Here is a 16,550-nt window from a genome sequence, read left to right as displayed (position 1 = left end):
CCCGAACCACCGACAGGATTGATCCGATGAAGCTCGAACTGCGGGGCATCACCAAGCGCTTCGGCGCCCTGGTCGCCAACGACCACATCGACCTCGTTGTCCAGCCGGGGGAGATCCACTGCCTCCTGGGCGAGAACGGCGCCGGCAAGTCCACGCTGATGAACGTCCTCTACGGCCTGTACCAGGCGGAGGAGGGCGAGATCCTCCTCGACGACCGGGTGGCCCGCTTCGCCGGACCCGGCGACGCGATGGCGGCCGGCATCGGCATGGTGCACCAGCACTTCATGCTCATCCCCGTCTTCACGGTCGCGGAGAACGTCATGCTCGGCCACGAGGAGACGAAGCTCGGCGGTCGGCTCGACCTGGCCGGCGCCCGCGCGAAGGTGCGCGAGATCTCCGCCCGCTTCGGCTTCGACGTGGATCCCGACGCGCTCGTCGCCGACCTGCCCGTCGGCGTGCAGCAGCGCGTCGAAATCATCAAGGCCCTGTCGCGCGACGCCGAGGTGCTCGTGTTCGACGAGCCGACCGCCGTGCTCACGCCGCAGGAGACCGACGAGCTCATGGTCATCATGAAGCAGCTGCGGGACGCCGGAACGGGCATCGTCTTCATCACCCACAAGCTGCGCGAGGTGCGCGAGGTCGCGGACCGCATCACCGTCATCCGGCTGGGCAAGGTCGTCGGCGAGGCCGAGCCCACCGCCAGCAACGCCGAGCTCGCGTCGCTCATGGTCGGCCGGAGCGTGTCGCTCACGGTGGCGAAGGAGCCGGCCACGCCCGGCGACGCCGCGCTCGTGGTGCGCGACCTCACGGTGATCGACGCGGCCGGCCAGGTCGTCGTCGACGGCGTCAGCTTCGAGGTGCACGCGGGGGAGATCCTCGCCATCGCGGGCGTGCAGGGCAACGGCCAGACCGAGCTCACCGAGGCGATCCTCGGGCTCCAGGCGCGCGTGTCCGGCACCATCGACCTCGACGGCACGCGCCTCACCGGCCGCTCCGTCCGCCGGGTGCTCGACGCGGGCGTGGGCTTCGTGCCCGAGGACCGCAACGAGGACGGGCTCGTCCCCGAGTTCACCATCGCCGAGAACCTCATGCTCGACCGGTCCGACAGCCCGCCGTTCGTCGTCGCCGGATCCCTGAAGCTCGGCTACCTCGACGAGTTCGCGCGCGACCGCGTGCGCGAGTTCGACATCCGCACGCAGGGCATCGACACGCACGTCGGCCGGCTCTCCGGCGGCAACGCGCAGAAGGTGGTGCTCGCCCGCGAGCTCAGCCGGGACCTCCGCCTCTTCGTCGCGGCGCAGCCCACGCGCGGCCTCGACGTCGGATCCATCGAGTTCGTGCACACGCGCGTCGTCGAGACGCGCGACCGCGGCCTCCCCGTCATCGTCGTCTCCACCGAGCTCGACGAGGTCGCGGCGCTGGCCGACCGCATCGCCGTGATGTACCGCGGCGGCATCGTCGGCATCGTCCCGGGCGACACCCCGCGCGACGTGCTCGGCCTCATGATGGCCGGCGAGGTCCCCGCATCCGTCCCCACCCCCACGACCGCCGGAGGGCGCACCGCATGACCGACGACACCACTCGTCCCGAGGGCCAGGGGCCCGAGGACCCGTCCGCGGGGCAGCTGCCCGCCTCCGGTCGCGAGGCCGGATCCGTGGGCGACCCCACGCGCGCCGAGGCGCCCGCGGGCGTGCCCGCCGCGGCGACCGCCGACGGCGACGGGGGATCCCGCGCCGGCCAGGTCCTCCGCGAGATCGCCTCCGGCAGCGCGCTGCTGTCGGTGCTCGCGGTCGTGCTCTCGCTCGTGGTCGGCGCGCTGCTCATCGCGGTCACCGACGAGGAGACGCAGAAGGCGGCGGGATACTTCTTCCAACGCCCCACGGACACCTTGCGGGCCGCATGGGACGCCGCCTCGGGCGCGTACTCCGCGCTCTTCCAGGGGTCGATCTACAACTTCCGCCGGCCGGGCTTCGCGAACGGCATCAAGCCGCTCACCGAGACGCTGACCTTCGCGACCCCGCTCATCGCGGCCGGCCTCGGCGTCGCGCTCGCGTTCCGCGTGGGCCTGTTCAACATCGGCGCCCGCGGCCAGATGCTCATCGCCGCCGCGTGCGCCGGCTGGGTCGGCTTCAGCTTCGACCTCCCGCCCGTGATCCACCTGGTGCTCGCCGTCGGCGCGGGCATCGTCGGCGGCGCGGTCTGGGGCGGGATCGTCGGCCTCCTCAAGGCGCGCACCGGCGCGCACGAGGTGATCGTCACGATCATGCTCAACTACGTCGCGTTCTACCTGATCTCCTACCTGCTGCGGACGCCGGGCCTCCTGCAGGCGCCCGGGTCGAACAACCCGAAGACGCCCGCGATGCAGGACACCGCGATCTTCCCGGCGCTCCTCGGCGACGGGTACTCGCTGCACGCGGGCTTCCTCGTGGTCGTCCTCGCGACCGTGATCGTCTGGTACCTCCTCAACCGCTCGGGCCTCGGCTTCCGGTTCCGCGCGGTGGGCGAGAACCCGAGCGCCGCGCGGGTCGCCGGCATCGACGTGAAGAACTCCTACCTCTACGCCATGCTCATCTCGGGCGGGCTCGCGGGCCTCGCCGGGGCGAGCCAGGTGCTCGGCACGGTCACCACGGGCTTCAGCTCGGGGATCGACGCGGGCATCGGCTTCGACGCCATCACGGTGGCGCTGCTCGGCCGCAGCCGGCCGTGGGGCGTCTTCGTCGCGGGGATCCTGTTCGGCGCGTTCAAGGCCGGCGGCTTCTCGATGCAGGCGGCCGAGGGCGTCCCCATCGACATCGTCGTGGTCGTCCAGTCGCTCATCGTCCTGTTCATCGCGGCGCCCCCGCTCGTGCGGGCGGTCTTCCGCCTGCCCGCGCCGGGCCAGGCGCGTCGCACCACCCGGATCCGGAAGGCGGCGCTCGCCTCATGACCGCGACGACCCCCACGCAGTCGGCGTCACCCGCGCCGCACGACCCCGCGGCCGCCGCCCTCGAGCGCGCCGTCGCGACCAGCTGGAAGGCGCCCGTCGCCTTCGGCGTCTTCACCGTGATCTCGCTCGTCCTGTTCGTGCTGTTCCGCCGGGAGGGGTCGAGCACGTTCGGCCTCTCCACCAGCACGGACCTCATCCAGCTCGCGCCGCTCGTGCTGCCGACCGCCGCCACGGGCGTGGCCGTCACCGTGGTGCTGGCCGCGCTCACCGTGGTGTCCGCCGTGCTGGTGCGCCGGTCGGCCAAGGTGCCGCTCTGGTTCACCGCCGTGTTCGCGATCCTGTTCCTGGTCGCGTTCCTCACCTGGGCGTCCGCGGGCCAGACGATCCCGGTGCCCGGCCTCCTGGTGGGCACGGTGGCCCTGTCGGTCCCGCTCATCTTCGGCGCGCTCGGCGGCGTGCTCTCGGAGCGCGTGGGCGTCGTCAACGTCGCGATCGAGGGCCAGCTGCTGGCGGGCGCGTTCGTGTCCGCGGTCGTGGCCTCGATCACCGGGCAGCCGCTCATCGGGCTCGCGTCCGCGATGGTCGCCGGCATGCTCGTGTCGTTCGTGCTCGCGGCCTTCGCCATCAAGTACCTGGTCGACCAGGTCATCGTCGGCGTCGTCCTCAACGTGCTGGTCACCGGCCTCACGAGCTTCCTGTTCTCGCAGGTGCTCTCGGCCGACCCGGGCACCCTCAACTCGCCGCCGCGCTTCGACCGCGTCGACATCCCGATCCTCGGCCAGATCCCGATCATCGGACCGGTGCTCTTCCGGCAGACGATCATCGTCTACGTCATGTACGTGGCCGTGTTCCTCGTCTGGTACTGCCTCTTCCACACGCGCTGGGGCCTGCGCCTCCGCGCGGTGGGCGAGCACCCGCAGGCGGCCGACACCGTGGGCATCAAGGTCTCCGCGACCCGGTTCTGGAACGTGTCCCTCGCGGGCGCGATCGCGGGCCTCGGCGGCGCGTTCTTCACGCTCGGCTCGGTCGGCGCGTTCAACAAGGAGATGACGGCGGGCGCCGGGTTCATCGCCCTGGCCGCCGTGATCTTCGGCCGGTGGGATCCGCTGCGCGCCACGCTCGCGGCCCTCCTGTTCGGCTTCGCGAGCAACCTGCAGAACGTCCTCGGCGTCATCGGGTCGCCCGTGCCGAGCGAGTTCATGCTGATGCTGCCGTACGTCGTGACCATCGCCGCGGTCGCCGGACTGGTGGGGCAGGTGCGCGGACCCGCCGCCGCCGGCAAGCCCTACGTGAAGTCGTGAGCGCCGTGGAGCCCGTGGGGTCGGGCGGCATCGACTGGGGATCCCTCCGCGAGGCCGCGCACGAGGCCATGGGCCGCGCGTACGTCCCCTATTCGAAGTTCCCCGTGGGCGTCGCGGCGATCGCCACCGACGGCCGCGTCATCACCGGCTGCAACGTGGAGAACGCCTCATACGGCCTCACGCTCTGCGCCGAGTGCGCGCTCGTCTCCGTGCTGCACCTCACGGGCGGCGGCCAGCTCGTGGCCTTCACGTGCGTGGACGGCGCCGGCAACATCCTCATGCCGTGCGGGCGCTGCCGGCAGCTGCTGTTCGAGCACGCGGTGCCGGGCATGCTGCTGGAGACCGTGTCGGGGATCCGGACCATCGACGAGGTGCTTCCCGACGCGTTCGGGCCGAGCACGCTCACCGCGTACGGGGACCGCTCGTGAGCGCCGCGTTCGACGTCGTCGACCTGATCCGAACCAAGCGCGATGGCGGCCGCCTCTCGACCGCCGAGATCGACTGGCTCGTGGCGGCCTACACCGACCGCTACGTCGCGGACGAGCAGATGGCGGCGCTCGCGATGGCGATCCTGCTGCGCGGCATGGACCGCACCGAGATCCGCGACCTCACGCTCGCCATGATCGCGAGCGGCGAGACGCTCGACTTCTCCGGACTCGGCAAGCCCACGGTCGACAAGCACTCCACGGGCGGCGTGGGCGACAAGATCACCCTCCCGCTCATGCCGCTGGTCGCGTCCTACGGCGTCGCCGTGCCGCAGCTCTCCGGCCGCGGCCTCGGCCACACGGGCGGCACGCTCGACAAGCTCGAGTCGATCCCCGGCTGGCGCGCCGACCTCTCCACGGAGGAGATGGTGCAGCAGATGAAGGACCACGGCGGCGTGGTCTGCGCGGCCGGCAGCGGGCTGGCCCCCGCCGACAAGCGCCTCTACGCGCTGCGCGACACCACGGGCACGGTCGAGGCGATCCCGCTCATCGCCTCGAGCATCATGAGCAAGAAGATCGCGGAGGGCACGGGCGCGCTCGTGCTCGACGTGAAGTTCGGCGGCGGCGCCTTCATGACCGACATCGACCGGTCGCGCGAGCTCGCGCGCACCATGGTCGAGCTCGGCACCGACGCCGGCGTGCGGACCACCGCGCTCCTCACCGACATGGACGTGCCGCTCGGCCTCGCCATCGGCAACGCCAACGAGGTGCGCGAGTCCGTCGAGGTGCTCGCGGGCGGCGGCCCCGCCGACGTCGTGGAGCTCACGCTCGCGCTCGCGCGGGAGATGCTCGCCGCGGTCGGGATCCCCGATGCCGACGTCGACGTCGCCCTCCGCGACGGCCGGGCCATGGACTCGTGGCGCGCCACCGTGCGCGCCCAGGGCGGGGATCCGGACGCCGCGATGCCCGTCGCCCGCGAGAACCACGTGGTCACCGCGGAGCGCGACGGCGTGCTCGTGCAGCAGGACGCCCTGCCGTTCGGCATCGCCGCGTGGCGCCTCGGCGCCGGACGCGCGCGCCAGGGTGACGCCGTGCAGCACGCCGCGGGCGTGGACCTGCACGCGAAGCCGGGGGACCGCGTCCGCCGCGGCGACCCGCTGTTCACGCTCTCCACCGACGAGCCGGAGCGGTTCGCCCGCGCGCTGGAGTCGCTCGAGGGCGCGTACCGGGTCGGCGACGCGGAGGAGCACGTCGCGCGCGGCCCGCTCGTGCGGGAGCGCATCACCGCCGAGGGCTGATCCGGGACCGGCCGCCGTCGCGTGATGACGGCCGGGCCCGCTCACGCCTCAGCCGATGCGCTCGAGCGCGTCGACCACCGCGTCCCAGAACCCGGCGTGGTCGAGGTCCACGGCGACCTGCGTCGTGCAGTCGTCGGGCGCCGGTCGACGCAGGTCCGTCACCGTCATGCCCGTCGTGTGCGTGCCCGTCAGCTCGACGGACACCGGCGCGCGCCGCACGCTGACGAGGCGCGGGTCGATCACGCGCGCGACGGCGCACGGGTCGTGCACGGGCGGGCTCGGGAAGTCCTGGCGGTCGTGGTACGCCCGGCCGTACGACTCCATCGAGTCGACGACGAAGCGCGCGGCCGGCGTGCCGAGGGCCGCGATGCGCGCCATGACGTCCGGCGTCGCCGTCGCCTGGTACGTGAGGTCGAGGCCCACCATGGTCACGGGCCATGCCTCGCCGAACACGATGTGCGCGGCCTCCGGGTCCACCGCGATGTTGAACTCCGCGACGGCCGTGCGGTTGCCGTGGTGGTAGCCGCCTCCCATGAGCACGACCTCCTTCACGCGCTCGACGATGCGCGGCTCGCGCCGCACGGCCAGCGCGATGTTGGTGAGCGCACCGAGCGGCACCAGGGTGATCTCGCCGGGCGCGTGCGCCATGACCGTCTCGATGATGAGGTCCACCGCGTGCCGCGGATCCAGCGCGACGGTGGGCTCGGGCAGCTCGGGCCCGTCGAGCCCGGACTCGCCGTGGATCTCGGGCGCCGTCATGACGGGCCGCACGAGCGGGCGCGCGCACCCCGCGGCGACGGGCACACCGTGGATGCCCGCGACGGTCGCGACCGCGAGCGCGTTCCGCGTCACCTTCTCCAGCGTCTGGTTGCCGGCGACGGTGGTGATGCCGACGAGCTCCACCTCGGGGCTGCCGTGCGCGAGCATCAGGGCGAGGGCGTCGTCGTGCCCCGGGTCGCAGTCGATCAGGATCTTGGTGGGCATGGGTCCTCCGGCCGGGTCGCGGCCCGCCGATGTCTCGCGCACCGATCGTTCGTGTGCCTGTTACCTCGGCGTGGGCCGCGTCGAGGCTAGTAGATTCGTCCCATGACGATCGCTCCCGAGGACTCCACGCTGCCCGGCGGAGGGTCGTACCGCGACCTCCCCAAGGTCTCCCTGCACGACCACCTCGACGGCGGCCTCCGCCCCGGGACGATCGTCGAGATCGCCGACGAGATCGGGCTCGAGCTGCCCGCCGCGGGCGCCGAGGCGCTCGGCGAGTGGTTCCGCACCAGCGCCGACTCCGGATCGCTCGTCGAGTACCTGAAGACCTTCGACGTCACCATCGCCGTCATGCAGACCGAGGAGCACCTGGCGCGCGTCGCCCGCGAGTTCGTCGAGGACCTGGCGGAGGACGGCGTCGTCTACGGCGAGATCCGCTGGGCGCCGGAGCAGCACCTCACCCGCGGGCTGTCGCTCGACCAGGCGGTCGAGGCCGTGCAGTCCGGCATCGAGGAGGCCGTGCGCGGCGTCGAGGAGGCAGGCGGATCCATCCGCGTCGGCCAGCTCGTCAGCGCCATGCGCCACCTCGACCGCGGCACCGAGATCGCCGAGCTCGCCATCCGCCACCGCGACCGCGGCGTCGTCGGCTTCGACATCGCCGGGCCCGAGGCCGGCTTCCCGCCGTCCCGCATGCAGGGCGCGTTCGACCTCCTGGCGCGCGAGTGGATGCCCCGCACGGTCCACGCGGGGGAGGCCGACGGCCTCGAGTCCATCCGCGGCGCGCTGCTCGACGGCCGGGCCCTCCGCCTCGGCCACGGCGTGCGCATCGCCGAGGACATCGAGATCGACAGCGAGGAGGGCGAGGACGTCTTCGTCACCCTCGGCACGCTCGCGCAGTGGATCAAGGACCGCGGCATCCCCCTCGAGCTCAGCCCGTCGTCGAACCTGCAGACCGGCGCCATCGCGGCGTGGGGCGACGCGATGGTCGACCATCCCTTCGACCTGCTCTACCAGCTCGGCTTCGCCGTCACGGTCAACACCGACAACCGCCTCATGAGCGGCACGAGCATCAGCCGGGAGCTGGCGCTCCTCACGGACGCGTTCGCCTACGACCTCGACGACCACGAGATGTTCCAGCTCAACGCGGCCGCCGCGGCGTTCCTGCCGCTGGAGGAGCGCGAGGCGCTCGCCGACATCATCTCCGACGGGTTCGCCCGCCTGTAGCGCGGGGCCCCGAGGCCCTCCGTCCCGCTCGTCCCGCCCGCCCCGACAGAGAGGCCGCACCCCGTGCTCCCACCGCTCCCGGACGACGCCGTGAACCTCGGTGCCGAGGCCGCCGACTGGCGCGCCGCCGTGCGCCTCGTGGGCGACGCGCTCGTCCGCTCGGGCGCGGCCACCCCGGAGTACGGGGACGCCATGATCCGCGTGGTCGAGGAGTTCGGCGCCTACGTCGTCATCGCCCCGGGGCTCGCGCTCGCGCACGCCCGGCCCGGGCCCGAGACGCTCGCGGACGGCCTCGCGGTCGTCACCCTCACGGAGCCGGTCGCGTTCGGGCACGCGCACAACGACCCCGTCGACGTCATCGTCGGCCTCGCGGTCACGACGGTCGACCGGCACGTGTCCTCGGTCGCCGACATGGCCAACATCTTCAACGACGCGACCGCCATCCCGCGGCTGCGCGCCGCCACCACCGTCGACGAGGTCCGGCGCATCATGGCCGGCGAGGAGAGCGCATGAAGGTCGTCGCGATCTGCGGCGTGGGCATCGGCACGTCCGGCATCCTCAAGGTCAACGCCGAGCGCGCGCTCGCGCGACTCGGCATCCAGGCGGACGTGACCGCGGCCGACCTCGCGAGCGTCGCCTCCCTCGGCGAGGACGCGCAGGTGATCCTCACGTCGCCGGAGCTCGTGGACCGCATCGGGCCCACGTACGCCGACGTCGTCGTGATCGAGAACTACTTCGACCTCGAGGAGATCTCGGCCAAGCTCGACGCCGCGTTCGGCTGAGCGTCCGCGGCGCTCGTCCCCGGGGTCGGCGCCTCGTCGGGCCGACCCACGTCATGGGCAGCCGTCGGGCGCGGGCCGCCGCGCAGCACCACCGCGACGGCCGCCACGAGCGCGACCACGGCCACCGCGGCGGTCGCCGCCGCGATCCCGGGGGAGGGCGCCGTGACGGGCTCGCCGCGGAGCGCCTGCACCGTGACGATGGCGATGACCGCCAGGTACGCGACCGCCGCGATCGCCGTCAGCCGCACGCGCACCCGGTCGGGCGCGAGCGCGGGGATCCGGGGCCCGGCCGCGCCGAGGAGGAGGGCGACGACCGGCAGCACCTGCAGCGCGTGCATGCCGACGAAGTGCGGGATCCGCAGGTCGCCCGCCGTCGTGCTCCAGCCGAGCACGGGGAGCCCGGGACCGCCGTCGTCCGCGCCCACCGTGTGCGCGCCGGCCACGCCGTGGAAGTCGGCGAGCTGGGCCGCGGTCGGCGAGGTCATGAGGTAGGCGAGCCCGATGCCGACGAGCGCGATGAGCGCGCCCGCGCGGATCCCGAGCGTGAGCGCCGGGTCGGGCAGCCGGAGCCGCAGCACGGCCAGGCTCGTGACGAACGTGCAAACGTACAGCACGGTGATCGACCCGGCCATCACGGCCCACAGCGCCGTCGCGAGCGGGCTGGAGATGTTGAAGTGGCTCGTCGTCCCGGCGGCCGCCGCGCCCACGATGACCGCCTGCTCCACGACCAGCGCGACCGCGACCACCGTCCCGAGGACGTGCGCGGGCCGCCGGGAGCGGGGGAGGTGCGCGATGAGCCACGCCCACGAGACGGCGTAGACGAGGATCGACAGCGAGAACTTGGCGGGCTTGTCCCAGATCGGGGCGCCCGTCACGACGCGATGGTCGACCAGGCCGCCCACGAGGCACGCCGCCGCGACCACGGCCATGAGCGCGGCCACCGCCATGAGCGGCCGGTGCCAGCCGTACGCGCGCCGGATCACGACCCGCCGCCCGTCGTGTCCCACGCGGGCGAGGACACCGTGGCCTGCGCGATCCGGCGCAGCCCCGCCGCCAGCTGGTCCCCCAGCACGGTGCCGACCACCATGAGCTCCGCCATGGCGGTGCGGTCGGGGCGCGCCCGCACCGCGGCGAGGTCGGCGTCGGCCTGGATCGCCGCGGCCTCCGCGTAGCGCGCGAGGTAGCCGTCGTCCATCGGGTGGCCCGAGCGGGCGAACGCGTCGACGGCGCGGGCGGCCTGCGCGCGGCCGGCGTGTCCCTCGATCACGCACCAGCCGGCGTCGGCAGCGGCGGCGTCGACGCGGGCGAGCGCGTCGGCGGGCGGCGGATCCGCGTCCGGCGGCCCCGGCGTCAGCGCGTCCTGCGCCACCGCGAAGACGTCCTGCACGCAGCGGGCGTCGTCGTCGAGCACCGCGAGCACCTCGCGGGCGCGCGCGACGGGCAGCCGTCCCACGTCGATGAGGGCGCGGACCAGGCGGACGCGGCGCGCGTGCTCGTCGTCGTAGTCGGTGCGGTTGTCGCTCACGCGCGTGCCCGCGGGGAGCAGGCCCTCGCGGACGTAGTACTTGACGGTGGCGGGGGCCACGCCCGTGGCCTCGGCCAGCTCGGTGATGCGCATGGCGGGAGGCTAGCGCACTGATAGCGCCACTACCAGTGAGCGCGCGAGAAGAGCCGCAGGCCGGTGACGGCCCGCGGCTCCGGAGCGGCTAGACCTCGAGCAGCAGCGGCACGGCCTGCGCCAGGTCGGCGACGATCGCGCGCGCGGCGTCGCGGCGCTCGGCCACGGTGCCCTCGGTGCTCTGCGCATCGAGGTAGACCTTGATCTTCGGCTCGGTGCCGCTGGGCCGCACGATGAGCCGGGCGCCGTCGCCCAGGTGGAACCGGAGCACGTCGCTCGGCGGCAGGTCGGCCGTGCCCTCGGCGAGATCGTCCATGCGCTCGACGTGACGTGATCCGATCGAGGCGGGCGGGGACTGCCGGAGCTTCGCCATGATGCGCGGGATGACGGCGAGGTCGGTGACGCGCACCGAGATCTGGTCGCTCGCGAACGAGCCGAAGCGCTCGGCGAACTCGCGGTCGTAGTCGTCGATGGTCTGTCCGCGCGACTTCAGCAGCATCACGCCGTGCAGCACGGCGACGGCCGCGGAGATGCCGTCCTTGTCGCTCGTGATCCAGGGCGCGACCAGGTAGCCGAGCGCCTCCTCGTAGCCGTAGATCAGGTCGGGTACGCGGCTGATCCACTTGAAGCCCGTGAGCGTCTCGTGGTAGCCGAAGCCCAGCTCCCGCGCGACGACCTCGAGCGCCGGGGAGGAGACGAGGGACGAGGCGAACGTGCCCGTGTTGCCGTCCGCGGCGTAGCGCTCGGCGATGCCGAGGCCGAGCAGCATGCCGACCTCGTTGCCGGAGAGGCGCCGCCAGGCGCCGTGCTCGTCCGCGATCGCCACCGCGAGCCGGTCGGCGTCCGGGTCGTTGGCGATGATGAGCTCGGCGTCGGACCGCACGGCCGCCTCGAACGCGAGGTCGAGCGCGCCCGGCTCCTCGGGATTCGGGAACTCGACCGTGGGGAAGTCGGGGTCGGGATCCGCCTGCGCGGCGACGACCACGGGCGCGTCGACGCCGACCGCGTCGAACACGCGCGCCGCGGTCTCCCACCCGACGCCGTGCAGCGGCGTGTACACCCACTTCAGCGGCGCGAGCGGGGCGGCGAACAGGTCCGCCGTCTCCCGCACGTAGGAGTCGATCAGCGTCTCGGGCGCGATCTCGAAGTCGTCCGCCATCGGCAGCTGCTGCACGGTGCGCTCGCCCGCGGCCTTGTGGATGAAGGCCGCGATGTCGCGGTCGGCCGGGCTGACGATCTGCGCGCCGTGGTCCTCGTCGCCCAGGTAGACCTTGTATCCGTTGTCGCGCGCCGGGTTGTGCGACGCCGTGACCATGACGCCCGCGCTCACGGCGAGGTGCTTCACCGCGTACGCGAGGACGGGCGTCGGGAGGGCCCGGGGGAGCAGCACCGTGCGGACGCCGGCGCCGGCCATGATGCGCGCGGTGTCCTCGGCGAAGACGCGCGAGTTGTGGCGCCCGTCGTACCCGACGACGATGCTCGGGCGGGGGCTGCGGCTGCGCAGGTAGTCGGCGAAGCCCGCGGCGGCTTGGGCGACGAGCACGCGGTTCATCCGGTTGGGGCCGGCGCCCAGCTCGCCGCGGAGCCCGGCCGTGCCGAACTGGAGGCGCGTCTGGAAGCGGTCGCGGATCCCCGCCGCCGCCTGCTCCCGGTCGGCCGCGGAGGCCCCTGCTGCGGTGCCGTCGACGAGGGCGAGCAGCTCGTCGACCTCGGCGCGCGTGATCGGATCCGGGTCCTGCGCCTGCCACGCGCGCGCGGCGGCGACCAGCGCGGCCGCCTCCTCGCGGCTCACAGGGCGCCCACGATGCGGGCGAGCATCCCGCCGATGCGGCCCTCGGCGGCGCGACCGGCCTCGATGACCTCCTCGTGGCTGAGCGGGGTCTTCTGGATCCCGGCGGCGAGGTTCGTGATGAGCGACATGCCGAGCACCTCCATGCCGGCCTCGCGCGCGGCGATGGCCTCGAGCGCGGTCGACATGCCGACGATGTGGCCGCCGATGGCCTTCGCCATCTGCACCTCGGCCGGCGTCTCGTAGTGCGGGCCGCGGAATTGGCAGTAGACGCCCTCGTCGAGGTCGGGCTCCACCTCGTGCGCGATCGCGCGGAGGCGGGCCGAGTAGAGGTCGGTGAGGTCGACGAACGTCGCGCCCTCGAGCGGCGAGTCGGCGGTGAGGTTGATGTGGTCGCTGATGAGCACGGGGATGCCGGGCGTCCAGTGCTCCTTGATGCCGCCCGCGCCGTTGGTGAGGATCATCGTGGTGGCGCCCGTCGCGGCCGCGGTGCGCACGCTGTGCACGACCCGGCGGACCCCGTGGCCCTCGTAGTAGTGGGTGCGCGCGCCGATGACGAGGGCGCGGCGGCCCGAGGGCAGCAGGACGCTGCGGAGCGAGCCGACGTGGCCCTCCAGCGCGGGCTTCGAGAAGCCGACGACCTCGGTGGCCGGGACGGTCGCGGTGGTCTCGCCGATGAGGTCCGCCGCGCGCCCCCATCCGCTGCCGAGCGTGAGGGCGATGTCGTGGCGCTCGACGCCCGTGAGCTCGGCGATCTGCCGGGCTGCCTGCCGCGCGATCTCCTGGGGGTCCGCGTCGGGCGACTCGAGGGGGTTGCTGTAGGTCATGCCCCGATCCTAAATGCGCGGGCGCGGGCGGCCCGGGCCGCCACGACGGGCGGGTTCGCGCGGGCCGCGGGCCTGCGGGATGATGTGCGCATGGGATACGAGTTCGAGGCCAACCAGCGGATCGCCGTCCTCGGCGGGGGCCCCGGCGGCTACGAGGCCGCCATCGCCGGAGCGCAGCTCGGCGCCGAAGTGACGCTGGTGGAGCGCGTGGGCGTCGGCGGCTCGGCCGTGATGACCGACGTCGTCCCCTCGAAGACCCTCATCGCCACCGCCGAGGCCACGAACGCGCTCGGCGAGGCCGCCGACCTCGGCGTCCAGTTCTTCTCCCGCGGCGAGCAGAGCCGCCGTCCCGTGCGCCCCGAGGTCGCCGTCAACATGCAGGCCGTCAACGACCGGCTGCTGCGGCTCGCGCGCCAGCAGTCCGAGGACATGAAGTCGAGCCTCATCCGCGCGGGCGTCCGCATCGTCCAGGGCGAGGGCCGGCTCGACGGGCCGAACCGCCTCATCGTCTCCACCGGCCGCGGCGGCGGCGGCACCGACTTCGACGAGATCGACGCGGACACCATGGTCGTCTCCACGGGCGCGAGCCCGCGCATCCTCGAGACCGCGAAGCCCGACGGCGAGCGGATCCTCACCTGGACGCAGCTCTACACGATGGACGCGGTCCCCGAGCACCTCATCGTCGTGGGATCCGGCGTCACGGGCGCCGAGTTCGCCTCCGCCTACACGGCGCTCGGCGCCAAGGTCACGCTCATCTCCTCCCGCGACCAGGTGCTCCCGGGCGAGGACGCCGACGCCGCCCGCGTCATCGAGGACGTCTTCACGCGCAACGGCATGACGGTGCTGTCGAAGAGCCGCGCCGAGTCCGTCGTCCGGAAGGGCGACGGCGTGGTCGCGACGCTGAGCGACGGCCGCGTCGTCGAGGGCAGCCACTGCCTCATGGCGGTCGGATCCGTGCCGAACACCGCCGGCATCGGCCTCGAGGAGGCGGGCGTGCAGATGAGCGACTCCGGCCACATCCGCGTCAATCGCGTCGCGCGCACCTCGGTGCCGAGCGTCTACGCGGCGGGGGACTGCACCACGTTCCTCCCGCTCGCCTCCGTCGCGTCCATGCAGGGCCGCACCGCGGTCTACCACGCGATGGGCGACGCCGTCAGCCCCACCGAGCTCCGCAACGTGACCTCCAACATCTTCACGCAGCCGGAGATCGCGACGGTCGGCTGGTCGCAGAAGCAGATCGAGGAGGGGCTCGCGCAGGGCGACATCTACAAGCTGCCGCTCGCGTCCAACCCCCGCGCCAAGATGCAGAACGTGAAGGACGGCTTCGTGAAGCTCTTCGCACGCACGGGCTCCGGCACGGTCATCGGCGGCGTCATCGTCGCGCCCAAGGCGAGCGAGCTGATCTTCCCGCTCGCGCTCGCGGTCGAGCACCGGCTCACGGTGGACGACGTCGCGCGCGCGTTCACGGTCTACCCGTCGCTGTCGGGCAGCATCTCCGACGCGGCGCGCGCGATGCACATCGTCCTCTGACCCGCCCCAACGTCGCTTGAGGCGATGCCGACGAGAGCGCGTTCAAAGGCGCCAGCTTTTCGATTCGAGATCCTGCGCCGGGTCGGGCTGATCGCTGCCCATGCCCGCCCGTCCACCAAGCACGGGGCCGCCGGCTACCACGTAGCAACCGGACGGCCGGCGACGGTTTTCACGGAGTGAGTACCGGTCAGGGATTACGCGTTGTCTGGCGACGATACGCGGGTTCGCGCTTAGGTCTTGTCCACGAGCGCGCGGGCTCGGTACCCGCTGAGCACCGAGCCCGCGTCTATTCATGTCGGACTCAGTGATCAAGGCGTCCAGTTACCTGTGCATGTCGGCCCAGTTCCGCATTTAGCTCTGAATTGCGTACTGGCGGCGACATTGCCCCAGGGCACGCTGGCGCCACCATGGTGGGTCTTGTCCGCATATCCCAGTCCATACCAGGCCTGCTGGATGCCGATGGTGCTTCCGTTGTACCCGCGATAGTAGCCCAGTCCTTGGCCGAAGTTGGTTTCACCATCGGAGAACACGTCGAATGTGTAATTCGTCCTCGTCTCGTCGTTGAAGCCCACGATCTAATCGCCCTCGGTCGGCGTCGACCAGTCGATGGAACTGTATGCGAAGTAGGTGTGCCCCGAGTCAGGCGTGATGTCGCCGCCGTTTTGCTCAGCAGCGACTCTGGTGCTGAAGTCGCTAGCGTTCGAGTCGGCAGCTGTCCGGGACGTCATGGCATCGAGCTTCTCTCTCGTCAGCCCTCCCGGCAGAGACCCATCAGGGTTGGGGATCACGACGAGAGTGCTGTCATCGATCGGTCCTGTGGGATAGAAGAGCCCTTCTGCCGTGCTCACTGCTTGGCTCGGATCAACGATCAGGTATCCGGGCGCCGAGTGCGCGGATGCCATGTCCGGTGCCGCGCTCGCGCCGGCGGCGAATAGTGTGACGCTGAGCGCCGAAAAAGCGGAGCTCCTCCATTTCTTCATGTGTATCAATTCAATCGTCAGAGACGCCGTTTGTGCGTCCTCGAGAGAGGAGGATAAAAGCTGATGATGCGTGACGCGAGCTATTGCCCCTGGAGTGCGGTTATGGTAGGCGTCGATGTTTCGACGCGTCTGTGCAGAACTTCCGCGGAGGTTGCAAGGTTGGCACTAGCGTACGAAATATCTTGTCTCAAGAAAGCAGGTTCTGTCATGGAAACGCGACGTGGCCGTGCAGTCGCTCACACGTTCGCTGGCTCGGCCTTCACGTTGGCCGCTGTTGTCGGCTTTCTCCACTCTTGAGTCCATGTCGCTCGGATCAGCACCGACGCGGGGATCATGGCGCTTCAGGTGTTCGGCGGCCCGCCTGCGCTCGTCGCAGCTGACGCCCTGGTGCTGGTCGGTTGGGTTCTGCTGGCGATGCGGATCGGAAGAGAGACTGCGGAGCGGAAGGCGCGGTTCGCCGCGGTGGGTCTCGTGTTCTTCGGCGCTTACGGCGTGGTCAGCGACCTGGTCTCCTTCGTCTGGCCCGTCGTCGGGGAGGCCGGGTTGGCGAGAGGCGGGCTGCAGACAGGCGCTCAGGTCGTCGCCAGCGTGGTCCTCGTGCTCGCGGTCTGGAACGTCGGTCGAGAGGGAATCGAGAGCGGACTGGGGCTTGCGGCTCTCAAGGGCTTCGCAGGCGTGACAGTGCTCGTCACGCTCGCCACAGCGGCCGCTCTCTACGTGATCCCCGCGGCTCTCGGATTCCTGATGTACACCGCGCTTCTCGAGCAGATCGTGTCGGGCGCACTGGGGCTCATCCTCGGGTGCTCGGGGGCGCTGGCCTGGCGGCGACTCGAGCAGGGGAGGAGCGTCGACGCCTGAGTGGCCGGCAG

General features: G+C 72.1%; 17 protein-coding genes. 10 read left to right on the top strand and 7 right to left on the bottom strand.

Translation table 11 applies throughout. The annotated features are described in order from the left end of the window. Nucleotides 1-26: 26 nt before the first annotated feature. From B5P21_RS12555 to B5P21_RS12535, 5 genes are read left to right on the top strand one after another with little or no spacing between them, the layout of a single operon-like run. Nucleotides 27-1,568 (top strand): ABC transporter ATP-binding protein, encoded by a 1,542-nt coding sequence (locus B5P21_RS12555; RefSeq protein WP_045526957.1) that lies wholly within the window; start codon nt 27-29, stop codon nt 1,566-1,568. Next, nucleotides 1,565-2,926, top strand: a complete 1,362-nt coding sequence (locus B5P21_RS12550; RefSeq protein ID WP_172457211.1) for an ABC transporter permease — start codon at nt 1,565-1,567, stop codon at nt 2,924-2,926. The genes B5P21_RS12555 and B5P21_RS12550 overlap by 4 nt, the downstream gene beginning before the upstream one ends. Beyond that, entirely contained in the window at nt 2,923-4,227 is a 1,305-nt protein-coding gene (locus B5P21_RS12545) for an ABC transporter permease (RefSeq protein ID WP_094171220.1), read from the top strand. The genes B5P21_RS12550 and B5P21_RS12545 overlap by 4 nt, the downstream gene beginning before the upstream one ends. Continuing rightward, nucleotides 4,224-4,655, top strand: a complete 432-nt coding sequence (locus B5P21_RS12540; RefSeq protein ID WP_094171219.1) for a cytidine deaminase — start codon at nt 4,224-4,226, stop codon at nt 4,653-4,655. Before B5P21_RS12545 ends, B5P21_RS12540 begins: the two co-directional genes overlap by 4 nt. After that, the gene (locus B5P21_RS12535; RefSeq protein WP_045526963.1) at nt 4,652-5,950 is read left to right on the top strand and encodes a thymidine phosphorylase; all 1,299 of its coding nucleotides are present in this window, start codon (nt 4,652-4,654) and stop codon (nt 5,948-5,950) included. The genes B5P21_RS12540 and B5P21_RS12535 overlap by 4 nt, the downstream gene beginning before the upstream one ends. Nucleotides 5,951-5,998: 48 nt before the next feature. On the opposite strand, the gene uriH is transcribed toward B5P21_RS12535, so the two are convergent. Continuing rightward, the gene (uriH, locus tag B5P21_RS12530; protein WP_094171218.1) at nt 5,999-6,934 is read right to left on the bottom strand and encodes a uridine-preferring nucleoside hydrolase UriH; all 936 of its coding nucleotides are present in this window, start codon (nt 6,932-6,934) and stop codon (nt 5,999-6,001) included. A gap of 102 nt (nt 6,935-7,036) precedes the next feature. Between uriH and B5P21_RS12525 the strand changes: the two genes are divergently transcribed. The 3 genes from B5P21_RS12525 to B5P21_RS12515 all read left to right on the top strand — a co-directional run bounded on the left by B5P21_RS12525 (nt 7,037) and on the right by B5P21_RS12515 (nt 8,937). Continuing rightward, the gene (locus tag B5P21_RS12525; protein ID WP_045526967.1) at nt 7,037-8,155 is read left to right on the top strand and encodes an adenosine deaminase; all 1,119 of its coding nucleotides are present in this window, start codon (nt 7,037-7,039) and stop codon (nt 8,153-8,155) included. A 63-nt stretch (nt 8,156-8,218) separates the two neighbouring features. After that, the gene (locus B5P21_RS12520) at nt 8,219-8,668 is read left to right on the top strand and encodes a PTS sugar transporter subunit IIA (protein ID WP_015489687.1); all 450 of its coding nucleotides are present in this window, start codon (nt 8,219-8,221) and stop codon (nt 8,666-8,668) included. Beyond that, nucleotides 8,665-8,937: a PTS sugar transporter subunit IIB gene (locus tag B5P21_RS12515; protein WP_045526970.1), complete on the top strand. Its 273-nt coding sequence runs from the start codon at nt 8,665-8,667 to the stop codon at nt 8,935-8,937. The genes B5P21_RS12520 and B5P21_RS12515 overlap by 4 nt, the downstream gene beginning before the upstream one ends. On the opposite strand, the gene B5P21_RS12510 is transcribed toward B5P21_RS12515, so the two are convergent. The 4 genes from B5P21_RS12510 to B5P21_RS12495 form a co-directional block, all read right to left on the bottom strand. Continuing rightward, complete coding sequence (locus B5P21_RS12510; protein ID WP_236688791.1) at nt 8,886-9,944, bottom strand: hypothetical protein; 1,059 nt, start codon at nt 9,942-9,944, stop codon at nt 8,886-8,888. The two genes, B5P21_RS12515 and B5P21_RS12510, sit on opposite strands and share 52 nt — an antisense overlap. Continuing rightward, nucleotides 9,917-10,555: a MerR family transcriptional regulator gene (locus tag B5P21_RS12505; RefSeq protein ID WP_045526972.1), complete on the bottom strand. Its 639-nt coding sequence runs from the start codon at nt 10,553-10,555 to the stop codon at nt 9,917-9,919. Before B5P21_RS12505 ends, B5P21_RS12510 begins: the two co-directional genes overlap by 28 nt. Before the next feature lie 88 nt (nt 10,556-10,643). Beyond that, nucleotides 10,644-12,347: a phospho-sugar mutase gene (locus B5P21_RS12500; RefSeq protein ID WP_045526974.1), complete on the bottom strand. Its 1,704-nt coding sequence runs from the start codon at nt 12,345-12,347 to the stop codon at nt 10,644-10,646. Further along, nucleotides 12,344-13,171, bottom strand: a complete 828-nt coding sequence (locus B5P21_RS12495) for a purine-nucleoside phosphorylase (RefSeq protein ID WP_045526975.1) — start codon at nt 13,169-13,171, stop codon at nt 12,344-12,346. Before B5P21_RS12495 ends, B5P21_RS12500 begins: the two co-directional genes overlap by 4 nt. A 90-nt stretch (nt 13,172-13,261) precedes the next feature. On the opposite strand from B5P21_RS12495, the gene B5P21_RS12490 reads away from it, so the two are divergent. Then, on the top strand, nt 13,262-14,701 hold the full coding sequence (locus tag B5P21_RS12490) for an NAD(P)H-quinone dehydrogenase (RefSeq protein ID WP_045526977.1): 1,440 nt from the start codon (nt 13,262-13,264) through the stop codon (nt 14,699-14,701). Between the two features lie 308 nt (nt 14,702-15,009). On the opposite strand, the gene B5P21_RS16590 is transcribed toward B5P21_RS12490, so the two are convergent. Further along, a complete protein-coding gene (locus tag B5P21_RS16590) occupies nt 15,010-15,273 on the bottom strand; it encodes a hypothetical protein (protein WP_133064194.1) in 264 nt (87 codons plus the stop codon). Nucleotides 15,274-15,276: 3 nt separating this feature from the next. Further along, entirely contained in the window at nt 15,277-15,681 is a 405-nt protein-coding gene (locus B5P21_RS12485; RefSeq protein WP_045526979.1) for a hypothetical protein, read from the bottom strand. A gap of 333 nt (nt 15,682-16,014) precedes the next feature. Here B5P21_RS12485 and B5P21_RS12480 point away from each other — a divergent pair, with 333 nt between their 5' ends. Beyond that, nucleotides 16,015-16,539, top strand: coding sequence for a hypothetical protein (locus tag B5P21_RS12480; protein WP_045526981.1), 525 nt, complete (start codon nt 16,015-16,017; stop codon nt 16,537-16,539). Nucleotides 16,540-16,550: the final 11 nt, after the last annotated feature.

The organism is Clavibacter michiganensis subsp. insidiosus (assembly GCF_002240565.1).
Taxonomy (GTDB): domain Bacteria; phylum Actinomycetota; class Actinomycetes; order Actinomycetales; family Microbacteriaceae; genus Clavibacter; species Clavibacter insidiosus.
This window is presented reverse-complemented; position numbering and strand designations above follow the sequence as displayed.

What these genes read in the sequence shown, in the direction of transcription:
- B5P21_RS12550 (WP_172457211.1), top strand. Translation starts at nt 1,565, where the DNA reads ATGACCGACGACACCACTCGTCCCGAGGGCCAGGGGCCCGAGGACCCG.
- B5P21_RS12495 (WP_045526975.1), bottom strand. Translation starts at nt 13,171, where the DNA reads ATGACCTACAGCAACCCCCTCGAGTCGCCCGACGCGGACCCCCAGGAG.
- B5P21_RS12545 (WP_094171220.1), top strand. Translation starts at nt 2,923, where the DNA reads ATGACCGCGACGACCCCCACGCAGTCGGCGTCACCCGCGCCGCACGAC.
- uriH (WP_094171218.1), bottom strand. Translation starts at nt 6,934, where the DNA reads ATGCCCACCAAGATCCTGATCGACTGCGACCCGGGGCACGACGACGCC.
- B5P21_RS12490 (WP_045526977.1), top strand. Translation starts at nt 13,262, where the DNA reads ATGGGATACGAGTTCGAGGCCAACCAGCGGATCGCCGTCCTCGGCGGG.
- B5P21_RS12515 (WP_045526970.1), top strand. Translation starts at nt 8,665, where the DNA reads ATGAAGGTCGTCGCGATCTGCGGCGTGGGCATCGGCACGTCCGGCATC.
- B5P21_RS12555 (WP_045526957.1), top strand. Translation starts at nt 27, where the DNA reads ATGAAGCTCGAACTGCGGGGCATCACCAAGCGCTTCGGCGCCCTGGTC.
- B5P21_RS12525 (WP_045526967.1), top strand. Translation starts at nt 7,037, where the DNA reads ATGACGATCGCTCCCGAGGACTCCACGCTGCCCGGCGGAGGGTCGTAC.
- B5P21_RS12480 (WP_045526981.1), top strand. Translation starts at nt 16,015, where the DNA reads ATGGCGCTTCAGGTGTTCGGCGGCCCGCCTGCGCTCGTCGCAGCTGAC.
- B5P21_RS12505 (WP_045526972.1), bottom strand. Translation starts at nt 10,555, where the DNA reads ATGCGCATCACCGAGCTGGCCGAGGCCACGGGCGTGGCCCCCGCCACC.
- B5P21_RS12485 (WP_045526979.1), bottom strand. Translation starts at nt 15,681, where the DNA reads ATGAAGAAATGGAGGAGCTCCGCTTTTTCGGCGCTCAGCGTCACACTA.